The 11093-nt window shown below is 36.3% G+C and carries 7 protein-coding genes and 1 other annotated feature (1 of these 8 only partly in view); all 7 genes read left to right on the top strand.

Features of this window, described 5'->3' with window-relative positions; genetic code table 11:
* The first annotated feature begins 3 nt into the window (after positions 1 to 3).
* The 7 genes from PATL70BA_RS04555 to PATL70BA_RS04525 are packed head-to-tail and all read left to right on the top strand — an operon-like array spanning position 4 to position 10928.
* Positions 4 to 1680, top strand: a complete 1677-nt coding sequence (locus tag PATL70BA_RS04555) for an Hsp70 family protein (RefSeq protein WP_125136275.1) — start codon at positions 4 to 6, stop codon at positions 1678 to 1680.
* Positions 1681 to 1695: 15 nt separating this feature from the next.
* On the top strand, positions 1696 to 3390 hold the full coding sequence (gene grpE, locus PATL70BA_RS04550; protein ID WP_125136274.1) for a nucleotide exchange factor GrpE: 1695 nt from the start codon (positions 1696 to 1698) through the stop codon (positions 3388 to 3390).
* A 14-nt stretch (positions 3391 to 3404) separates the two neighbouring features.
* Positions 3405 to 4823: a hypothetical protein gene (locus tag PATL70BA_RS04545; protein ID WP_125136273.1), complete on the top strand. Its 1419-nt coding sequence runs from the start codon at positions 3405 to 3407 to the stop codon at positions 4821 to 4823.
* Between the two features lie 12 nt (positions 4824 to 4835).
* Positions 4836 to 6473, top strand: a complete 1638-nt coding sequence (locus PATL70BA_RS04540; protein WP_125136272.1) for an Hsp70 family protein — start codon at positions 4836 to 4838, stop codon at positions 6471 to 6473.
* A gap of 13 nt (positions 6474 to 6486) precedes the next feature.
* Entirely contained in the window at positions 6487 to 8574 is a 2088-nt protein-coding gene (locus tag PATL70BA_RS04535) for an Hsp70 family protein (RefSeq protein ID WP_172596104.1), read from the top strand.
* A 34-nt stretch (positions 8575 to 8608) separates the two neighbouring features.
* Positions 8609 to 9757 carry a tetratricopeptide repeat protein gene (locus PATL70BA_RS04530; RefSeq protein WP_125136270.1) on the top strand — a complete coding sequence of 383 codons (1149 nt, stop codon included), beginning with the start codon at positions 8609 to 8611 and terminating at the stop codon, positions 9755 to 9757.
* Between the two features lie 10 nt (positions 9758 to 9767).
* Positions 9768 to 10928, top strand: a complete 1161-nt coding sequence (locus PATL70BA_RS04525; protein WP_125136269.1) for a hypothetical protein — start codon at positions 9768 to 9770, stop codon at positions 10926 to 10928.
* Between the two features lie 53 nt (positions 10929 to 10981).
* Positions 10982 to 11093: a binding site (T-box leader), on the top strand (it continues 100 nt past the right edge of the window).

Raw genomic sequence — 11093 nt, 5'->3', positions numbered from 1 at the left:
AAAATGGGGACGTTAAAATTAGAATTTGAAAAAGGATTATTCTTAGGTATTGACTTTGGAACAACCAACACTGTGGTAAGTGTCTACGATTATGATGCAGGCAGTGTTTATACAATACCCATCGATGGTCAGCTCATATTTCCAACTGCAGTACAATTTGAAATGGATATGGAAGTACCCGGAAAACTCAATAGCATATTTGGTATCCAAGCAAAAGAATCAGCCATTATATATCCGGAAAGTACGATTCTATCTGTAAAAAGACTATTGGGAAAAGACCAACCGATCCAAGTGGTTATTGAAGAGACGACTTATGATTTCAAGCCTGAGGATATTGTCGCTCAGATATTGAGTTTCATTAAGATTAAAGCAAATGACTATATTCATGAAGAAAAGCATGTCAGTGGAGAATTTAGTGGGTGTGTCATTACGGTGCCGGCCAATTCTACAGACAAGCAAAAAAACAAGATGCGCTACGCAGCGATGATTGCGGGCTTCATGGAGGAAAGTATTTTCTTAAGACTTGAACCTGCCGCTGCTGCTATTAGTTATGCGCAAATAGCTACAAAGAACAGTCATGTCTTAGTTTATGATTTTGGAGGCGGCACTTTTGATGCGTGTCTGCTGAATTTGAAGGCCATACAAGATGAAGAACCAGAGATATCAATTACGAGTACTCACGGAGATAACCATTTAGGTGGGGATGATTTAGATCGTTTGATGATGGATATGGTTTATGATGCTTTTCTAGAGACAACCGGACATAATATTGATTTGTTTGACCTGTCAAAAGATGACGGCGTATCCAATCAACAAAAGAAAATGGCTTTGGTCCGTATGAAACAAGTTGCCAATCATGCAAAGGAACAGCTATCTAAAACAACATCCACAAAAATAGTATTAGCACCCTTATTACAAGAACCTGAGATGATAAATATAAGTCTTGAAATCAGTCGTGAGGCCTATTATAACCATAAAAGAAAACATATGTTAGATGAAAGCTTAGAAGACTTTAAACAAATGCAAGGGTTTTCTGTTAAAGATTTGGTTGCTAGAACAATGGCATGTGTAGATGGGTGTCTAGAAGCGGCCGGACTTATGCCTAGTGAAGTAGATGAGGTATTCCTTGTTGGAGGCAGTTCAGCTATCGTTGAAGTCATAGATCAGATTAGAAACAAATTCGAGAAAGAGCCTTATAAAGCAATGATAAGTCCTGCTCTTAGTATTTCACAAGGTGCTGCTTACTATTGTAATATGATTATGTTACCATCCATCAAAGGACCCAAAGTGTTTGAAAAGACGGTTCATCCCTTGGGATTAGAAATTGCCGGACGTCGCTTTATGGAGATTATTGAAGCCAATATGCCCATTCCAGAGGAAGGTCTTGAGATTGAAGGCGATGAGTTGCTATATACAAATCACGACGATATTACCGGTATGGCCATAGTTGTTTATGAAGATACCTCAGTTGATAGTGGAAAACGACTAAAATTTGTAACAGAAAAAGGCATGAAAAGACTGGGTGCCACCACACTAAAAGGGATACCAAAAGCGCCAAAAGGTGAAGAAAAAGTAAAAGTTGTTTTTAAAGTCAATAGAAACCATTTGTTGACGGTTGTAGCGACAAGTACAAGTACAACAGGTGTAGAAACCATATTGGCTGTCGATCAATTATATTAATCATCGGAGGCAAACATGAATCGTATTATAAAAGAAAATGAGATAGAAAAAATCGTACTTGAATATAGGGTGAAAATGCATGCAATTGGAGATTTGACTTGTAATCTTATTAGGAGTCAGATTGAGAATATCTCATCAAGGATGCTTTTAGTGATCAATCAAAATCTCAAAAATAAAGATGAAACAAAAAGCTTTGAAAGCTTATACTACTTGATGAAAGATATTAAAAGTATGTATGAGAAATGTATTCGTTTTATAGGCGAACATGAGATTCAACTAGAAAATAAGCAAATGACAGATATTGTTATTGGGATCAAAGAAATGGCAGAAAATGCTATATATAGCATTGAAAATGGTAAGGATAACCCTATTGCTTATGAACGCATGGTAATCATCAGTGGTGGTATTCTTAAAATCAAAGAAGCTTACCGTAAGAAAATGAACCTCCTTCATGAAAAATGTGCGGTTGATAATCACATAACCAAAGCAGAACTCTTGGAATACATCCAGAACTTTGTATCATCGTTTTTTGAAGATATGGAGGAACCGGTCAACGAAATCATTAAAAATATTCTTAATGATTTATGGCATAGTGAAGAGAAAAAGAAGTATATGAAGCTTTTATTAGAGCAAAAAAAGATAATGGAATCTCTTATGATGGTCAAGGTGGAAGACTTTAGTAAAAAAAATCTAACGCAGCAAGAAATAGATTTTTTTGAGCTACTTATGAGTATTATACTTGAAGGTTATGACCAGATAGTAATGAAAGAGGAACAGTTGAGTAAGGTTGTGCAGATTGAAGTTGGTGAGATGGGTTTGTTATCACCAGAGACCATTCTTCAGGCGATGGAAAAGAACATGTCTATCTATAAAGACAATGTCAATACGATGCTAAAATATGTGGATGAGAATCACCAGAATAGCCATGAAGCTTTCATTCATTTGATGTACGATGAATTATATAAAACCCATCGAAGTTTATTAATGAAAATAAAAAAAGAATCAACAAACTATCAGATTCTAAGTTGTCACATATTAGAACTCTTTGAGAAGTTAGTCGCAGGTCTTCAGAATCTCAATATGAAGTATAAAACATCAGAAGGACAAAAGATTGGTGATGCTATTTGTGATACAATATACATGAAATACGATACATTAAAGGAAAAAGATACAGAATATCAATTGATCAAGAAAGACGTCAGTATCATAGAAGATAAAAAGCTTCTTGACATGCGACAGTTGATTGCAGAAAAGGCTGAAGGTTTATTAGAAGATGCTATAGACGGTGTGACAGAAAGATTATTAGAGATTCAGACCCATTATCTAAAGGAAATGGCAAGTATTGAAACAACCGTTCATCATCAAAATATGACTTATCTCAAGAATGATCTGTTATTTGAGCTAAGAACGTATGAGGAAATGATCCGTCATTCTTTAAAAAAAATTATGGATTTGGAAGGTAATCAAGTAAAAGCATTGTCTGTTTTATTGATAGAGGCTCAAAAAGCCTTCATTAATGCACTGGAGAGAATACACATTACAGTTATTGAACCTAATGAGCATGATCCATTTGAGGGGAAGTTACATGAGGCTATTTTGGCCGAGACTTTGGAAGGATTTACAAAAGGAAGCATCATCAAATGCCAAAGTGTTGGGTATCAATTAGAATCCAATATTCTGCTTAGAGCCATGGTCATTGCAGCCAAATAACAAGGAGGCTATTAATGAAGCTTAGTAGAATTCAAGAAAACCATTATTATGTAGGGATTGATTTTGGGCACCACACCGTAAGTATGAGTGTATTAGATCATCGGTCAAAAAAACCGGTCATGATGGATAGAACCGGTGGTTATGGACAAATCTATGTACCTGCTCAGATGATCTATTTGTACAAAGAGCACATGTGGCTCATTGGTGAAGAGGCTGCTATGATGAAAACAAGTCAAGATACGATCTTTATGGAAGATTTGTTAAGCGCATTTCAAGAGAGAATAAGCTATGATGTTGAAGGCGTTATTTATGAATCTGAAACCTTAATTACACTATATATAAATGAACTTCTTAAGCATTTGAGTAACGTTAACCCAAATAGCATTATTAAAGGCTTAACCATTACCCTGCCGGATAGAGTTGATAATAAGGCCTCTCAATTATTAAAAGAAGCGCTGATATCCTTTTTTAAAGAAACAAAGAAAGGAATGCGTGAGTTTCAGATTTATGTGATTTCTAATTCAGAAGCTATGATTGCTTTCTTAGAAGGTTATAATCTGATTGAACGAAAACAATGCTATTTCATGGATTTTGGCCATGAAGCGTTTAGAATCTATGATCTACATCTGGATAAGAATATTACTCTTAGTCTCATCTTTGAATCAAAAGCATTATCCGGTTATGTTATATTAGAAAATATTGAAAAATTATTAACGACAGCCTATTTAAAACATAAGAAAAAAAAGGATTTGGATGAAGAAGAATACAGGCAGATTCAGGATATGTGCAAATTATATTATGCTTACATTCTAAAGGCTTATCAAAGCAAGAGTGATGTGAAAATAACCTACAAATTCACCCATCCACCATTTCAAATCAAGATGCTTGCATCTGACATAGTGAAGGTTTTTGAACCTATAGAATCAGCGTTTGAAAAAAAGCTAAAAAAACTTAAAATACATAATGAAGATTATGAGGTTGTGGTCATGGGAAATGGATTTAGAACCCTATGGCCTAAGCATCATCTGCAAGAGAAAAAATTTAGTTTCTTAGTGGAAGATTTGGATGCGGCAGCAAAAGGAGCTGCGATATGGTCCTTAAAGCCTTTAAAAGAGCAGAAAATACACCATATAGGGCGTTTAAACAAAGATTATGGTGTCATGATACAAGAAGATCATGAAGAACGTTTCTTAAGGATGGCCCAGTCGGGGAGCTATTATGCCTCGGATTTTGCGTCTATAGGTCTGATCATGGTGAGAGACCAAGATTTATATCTAAAGATATGCTCAAAAGATGCACAAGATAGAATTGACCAGGTCACATCTATAAAGCTACAACCCAAATACAGTACGGCAATATTTCGAGTCACTTTGAAAATAGAATTTGATCAAGAAATGCACGTGATACCAACCATGCATTATGATGAATTATAGACGAGGTGTGATATGAATTGGGAACATTATAAAGAACAGATTAGAATCAACCAAGAACTGGAAGAAGATTGGTATATCATTGGTATTGATCTTGGTACAACGAACTCTGTTGCCAGTTACTGGAATAGTAGAACGGGTAAGCCGGAACCCATAGATGTTAGCAATGGATTCGGAAAAATACCGATGCCTTCTGTGGTTCAATATCGTCAGGAAGAAGACCATGAAGGCGAATGGGTTATTGGTGAAGAAGCTCTTCAAACCTTTAGAATTTATCCTGAATCCACCATTATGTCCATAAAAAGGAAGATGGGTTCAAAAGATAAAATAAAGCTGAACAATCGAGACTATCTACCGGAAGAAATCGCAGCTATGATTCTAAAGGCATTAATTGATCATGTCAGAGGACTTAACCCCAAAATGGTATTGGTAGGGATTGTGGTTTCGGTGCCCTATGATTTTGATGATGCAGCAAAAAAAGCAACCATTAGAGCATGTCAATTGGCGGGGCTTAGTGATGGGCTCATCGGCTTAATGGAAGAACCAAAAGCCGGTACATTGGCATATAATTTTAGGCATGATCTAAGTAAAAATGAAAATGTGATGGTGTTTGATTTTGGTGGTGGCACGTTGGACATAACCGTCTTTAGTGTGGCTGAAAAAAACGATGAAGCTATTCATCTTAAAGTGATCAGTGAAGGTGGTGAAGCCTATCATGGTGGTGACCATATTGACGAGCTGCTCTATCTACAGATGCTTAAGTGGATGGAAGAAAAGACAGGGCTGACAAGAGAGACAATGACAGTTGAAAGTGTAGCTGAACTTTCTCAAAGAGCAAGGGAGACAAAAGAACGTCTCTCAGGCGTTATGAACTATAGAGTTCCATATACATTTTGTGTACCACCTTTTGTACAGAATTTGACAAGAGATGCATTCGAAGACATTATTAGTCCTTTTATACAAAAGACAAAAGCCTTGGTGCTTCAGACGTTGAAAGAAGGGTATAATGGTCCCATAAAACCGGATGAAATAAACAGAGTTTTGCTAGAAGGTGGATCATCACAAATGCCATGGGTAAAAAGAATGCTGGGCGAAATATTTGGTGATACAGATAAGGTATATGTATCGGAACAACCGGCACTTGATATATCTATGGGGGCGACCTATTACGCTGCCATGAAGCTAGGTCTTCTAAAACATAGAGATCTGCATACCTCCGATCGACAAGTTCATTTTGAAATACCCGTACCCCACGATATTGGATTTGAAATAGATTATAAAGATAAAAAAGATTTCTATTCAATGATAAAAAGAGGTACCCCTTATGCACTTGCAAAAAAAACCATGAGATTCACCTTGTCCGGCACCAATGATGATGATATGACCAGCATTGATCTGAAGATTCTCGAAAGAATTAAGAAAGAGGATCGACTAGAAAGTTGCAAACTCATAGGTGACGTCAGAATCCTTGGATTACCAAAACGACCAAAGGGCAAAACCAGACTTGAAGTAACATTATCCATTGATGAAATGAGTGGTACGGTGAAAGGTCATGTAAAAGACATGGGCTACAGCGGTGAGTATGAAGCAAGTGACTTTAACCGAAAGTTTTCTCCAAGCCGCAACGAGATGCAGATCATACAAGCAAACTAAAAGGAGCAGTGATATGGGATTTTTAGGTATTGACCTTGGTACGACAAATTCAGTTGCCGTTATTTATGATGACAAAAATGATGTGTTAAATATTGTTAAGATAGAAGGTATGGAAGAGGTGCTTGCCTCAGCAGTATGTATTTTAGAAGATGAAATCATTGTTGGTAGTGAGGCAAAGAACAGTGCCATTATATATCCGGAAGAAACGATTTTGTCCATTAAGCGTCAGATGGGTGAGTCATACGCAACAAAAATCGGAGAAAAAACCTATCTACCTGAAGATATTAGTGCCATTCTTTTAGAACATTTAAAAAAAGCTGCCCAACAGCAAAGCGAAGAAATCTATGATGAGGTGGTTATTACCCATCCGGCCTATTTCAATGATAGACAAATTTATGCAACAAAAAAAGCCGGAGAACTGGCTGGATTCAAACAGGTACACTTGTTGTCGGAACCCCTAGCGTCTGCTATTGAATATGGTTATAAACAAGGCTATGCACAAACCTTGCTGGTATATGACTTAGGCGGAGGGACCTTTGATGCTTGTGTACTTAAAGTGATAAAAGATCTAGATGGCCATGAAACCTTTCAAGAATTGGCGGATGTAGGAGATATGCATTTAGGTGGCGATGATTTTGATCAGATCCTGGTTGATTATATGGTTGAACAATTTAGAGTTATGACAGGGATTCGGATTCAAGATATAGAAGCTAGAGAATCAGCAAGGGTACGCCATAAGCTTAAGCAAGAAGCAGAATTACTAAAGAAAAAATTATCCAGCACCAATAAAGCCAGTGTAAAGATTTATCCGCTTATGGTACATGAGGGATTGCCTTTGAACCTATCACTGGAGGTAACAAAGGATGAATTTGAGGCGTTAATTCGACCAATGATTGATAAAAGTAAAGATATCATCAATGAAGCTTTGAAAAGAGCGGATCAAACACCCGATGATATTTCAAAAGTCATACTAGTCGGTGGCTCTACCCTTGTGCCAATGGTAAAAAGAATGGTGGCAGGTTTTATAAAAGAGCCTTATCGTGCAACAGATCCGGCAAAAAGTGTCGCTATGGGTGCGGCCTTGTATAATTATCTGATTCATCTGCCCAACAGCCAAGTGAAGGTTGGACAAATTACAAGGCAAAATTTTGGTACAGAGGCCATCACCAATATAATGACCAAAGAAAAATCATTAATACCGATAATTCCAATGGGTAGCACCATTCCTATTGAAGTGACGGATGATGGCTATAGTGCCACCTCTGGGGCTAGTACCGTTAGAGTGGATGTATTTCAATGGGAAGAAGGACATGAAGAAGAAAAGAAATACACAGGATCTCTTATGCTAGAAGGTATTAGCGATGATGCGCGGATTTCAGTGAAGTACGCCATTAATAGTGATAATCTTTTTGAAGTGACAGTAAGAGATAAAAGCACCGAAAAAGAAATATCCGGTGTTTTTGATCGGAAAAAAACCATGCCTAGGTTACCGGACGTGGAGAAGCATTCTGCAGTAGAAGGTGAAGGTCTTAATATTGTTTTTCTAATGGATACGACGGGCAGTATGGATACCTATATTGACGGGGTGAAGGAAAAAGCCATCGCCTTTTCTAACATTCTTGAAGCCAGAAAAATTGACTATAATCTGGGTCTTATTGGTTTTGGAGATCTACTTGAAAAAGAAAAGCCAAAAGTCTACAAATGGACAAAAGATATACACAAATTCCAAAAGAAAGTAACAAAAATACCCAGGACATGCGGTGGTGACATACCGGAGTCTTCTATGGATGCTCTAGAAACAGGGATAGACTTGTTGAAAAAATTAAAAAATGGTGAAGGCTTCAAAAACATCTTCATTTTAATTACAGATGCACCACCCCACATACCGACAATAAGTGGTAAATCGGTAGAAGACGTAGTGAATGCATTGATTGCCCAAAAAATAACCACATACGTTGTAGCAAAAAAAGATTATAAGAGTCTTGAAGCCTATGAACCTCTGACACGCACAGGCGGTCGTTATTACTCAATGCAAGATGATTTTATGGATATACTGGATGCAATAGCATACGCCATAGCGGATTTGGTTAAAACAACTTGATGCGATATGAGTAAAACAAAGGGTTTGATAATAGATGTATAAAAGTATAAGTCCCATTGGAATGGAACATGGTTTCGTCATTCATACGATTTCAAAAAGCGTCTATAGTTTTGAAGGGTTTTGTTACTGGATGTATCATCATGTAGAAGCATTTACCGATATCATAGAAGAGAGAAGCTTTATGCGTTGGTTAAAAAAGGATCTAGGTTTAACAGATCTTGTTATAGAAATAGAGAAATTATATGATAACTATGATACTATCATGGAAATCATGGTAGGGATGCTTCATCTTTGTCCTTATACAAAGGAACTTGATCACCATGATTTTATAAAACGATTGATGGAGCACCTAAATAGACCAAAGCATCTGCAGTATAAACAAAAAGCAGATCAGTTTTATAGTATGGGGCACTATAAAAAGGCGCTTAATTGGTATAAGTCAGCTCAAAGTATACACTTTGATGCTAGTGTAGAGAACAACATAGCAGTTGTTTATATGATCTTCGAAGAGTTTGAGATGGCAAAAAAATCTTTGGAAAAAGCCCTTCAATCAGATAAACATGTCTCCATATATCTTAATAAAGTTAGATACCATATCCTATTAGAGCAATATGAGGAAGGGCTGAAGGTCTTAGATGAGGTTGTAAATATCTTTGACCATCCGAAGATCTGGTATTATTATGGTCAAATTTATGAGAAACTGAATCAGTATATTGAAGCGCTATCAGCATATGAACGTTCATATGAGTTGACACAATCTTCTGATATTCTTGTAGATATGGTGCGGATAGATTTAGAACTTGGCGATATAGACCGGGTCAATTGGAGGATTAAGGAACAGTGTAATGAAACATTGCTGGAGCGTTATCTCAAAGCTCAACTTGAGAAAAAATTAGAAAACTGGTCAGAGTATATTATGCTTATGGATGAAGTCATAAGGTTATCAGACTATAAAAGAGCTTACGTTCTTGAACTCTCCAATTACTATAAGAATTGTCGACAGATTATTAAAGCCATAGGTGTTATTAATACAATCCATGACGAAGAGCGGTTTTGTGAAGACGTATTATACGCTCAAGGAATAATTATTAAAGAAGCGGGTAATTACGAAGGCTTTGAAAACAAAATTGATGAGATGATTAATCAGTGGAAGAAAGAAGTGCGTTTTAACACAATCGACTAAAGGAGAGAGCATGGATAAACTAAAAGCCTTATACACACCATTTTTAAAGCTGTTTGACAAGATCAGACTCTATTTGGACAAAAAAAATCATATTGAAGAAAGTGTTGTTGGTGGTATTGATATAGATCTTGACCAGTTATATGAAGATCCTGAAATAGCAAAAAGCCTTCAACAACGCTATATAAAAACCATGGATGATATTGAAAAGCTTAAGGAAAAGTATAAAGCAATTATCAATGAAATCACAGCCATGCAGCGTATTGAGCTTATGTCCGGCAGGGGTAAGGCAGAACTGGAAAAACTTTGCAAAGTATACTCAGAAACTTTAGTAAAGAAAGGTGAATTCAAGGATAAAATAAGTGGACAAGGCCTACGAACGGTTGATTATCTAGAGCAATATGAGGATCAAATGGACAAAATCATCGATATGATGAAAGGCCATGAAAAAAACCAAAGTATGGTAAAGCAAGACTTGGCCTACCTAGAATCTGAAAAAAGTGAACTTCTTTATCAAAACAGTCGGTTAAAAAATGCTTATAAATTTGTGAAGAATGCATTTATTACAGTTGCGATTCTAACAGCATTAGCAGCATTTATTTTAACGATATTTTTCTTTGTCAATAAAAAACCGATTTTACTGGAAGCGATGATCAGTATGGTCGCCATTATTGTTGCGACAGTTTGGGTTTATATCTTTAGACGTTATCTGGTATATGAAATAAGCAAGAATCAAAAAATGATGAAGCGTACCATTGAACTCACCAACAAGACAAAAATCAAATACATCAACAATCAAAGTGTTATTGATTATCAATGTAAAAAATATAGAATTGACAGCAGCGAAATGTTAGAACTGAGATGGGAAAACTATAAAAACCGTATGCATGCAGAAAGGCAGTATAAGAATATCAGCAATAGTATAGCCGCTATGATGTCTGATATTGAAGATTTATTAGAAAAAAACGGCATTAATGAAGTGGACTTTATTCTGGATCATATGGATTATTTTGCTACCGAAAAAGGTAGGAAAATGTTATTAGAAAAATATATCATAAAAAAGGAAGAATTATATCTTAACCTTCAAAAAGCAGAACGAGAAAGTGGCATGATGAATCTTGTACTAACCAACTATAAGAGCCACGTGAGCCATGAGAAAGGTAAAGAAAAGTAAGTTTGACTTGACAAACCTTAGAACCTATTATACGATTATTTCAATCGAAAATCATACATGCTATGAAAAAGAGGAGTATGTTGAAAGATATCCTTTAGAGATGAGAGTCCTAGGCTGAAAGACTCTTGGATAATCCCAACAGAATGTAGCTTTTGAGCAGTTGTG

Source organism: Petrocella atlantisensis, from assembly GCF_900538275.1.
Lineage (GTDB): Bacteria > Bacillota > Clostridia > Lachnospirales > Vallitaleaceae > Petrocella > Petrocella atlantisensis.
This window is presented reverse-complemented; position numbering and strand designations above follow the sequence as displayed.

Excerpts from the sequence above, each read along its gene's own strand:
- PATL70BA_RS04540 (WP_125136272.1), top strand. The coding sequence starts at position 4,836 with ATGAATTGGGAACATTATAAAGAACAGATTAGAATCAACCAAGAACTG.
- PATL70BA_RS04525 (WP_125136269.1), top strand. The coding sequence starts at position 9,768 with ATGGATAAACTAAAAGCCTTATACACACCATTTTTAAAGCTGTTTGAC.
- PATL70BA_RS04545 (WP_125136273.1), top strand. The coding sequence starts at position 3,405 with ATGAAGCTTAGTAGAATTCAAGAAAACCATTATTATGTAGGGATTGAT.
- grpE (WP_125136274.1), top strand. The coding sequence starts at position 1,696 with ATGAATCGTATTATAAAAGAAAATGAGATAGAAAAAATCGTACTTGAA.
- PATL70BA_RS04530 (WP_125136270.1), top strand. The coding sequence starts at position 8,609 with ATGTATAAAAGTATAAGTCCCATTGGAATGGAACATGGTTTCGTCATT.
- PATL70BA_RS04535 (WP_172596104.1), top strand. The coding sequence starts at position 6,487 with ATGGGATTTTTAGGTATTGACCTTGGTACGACAAATTCAGTTGCCGTT.
- PATL70BA_RS04555 (WP_125136275.1), top strand. The coding sequence starts at position 4 with ATGGGGACGTTAAAATTAGAATTTGAAAAAGGATTATTCTTAGGTATT.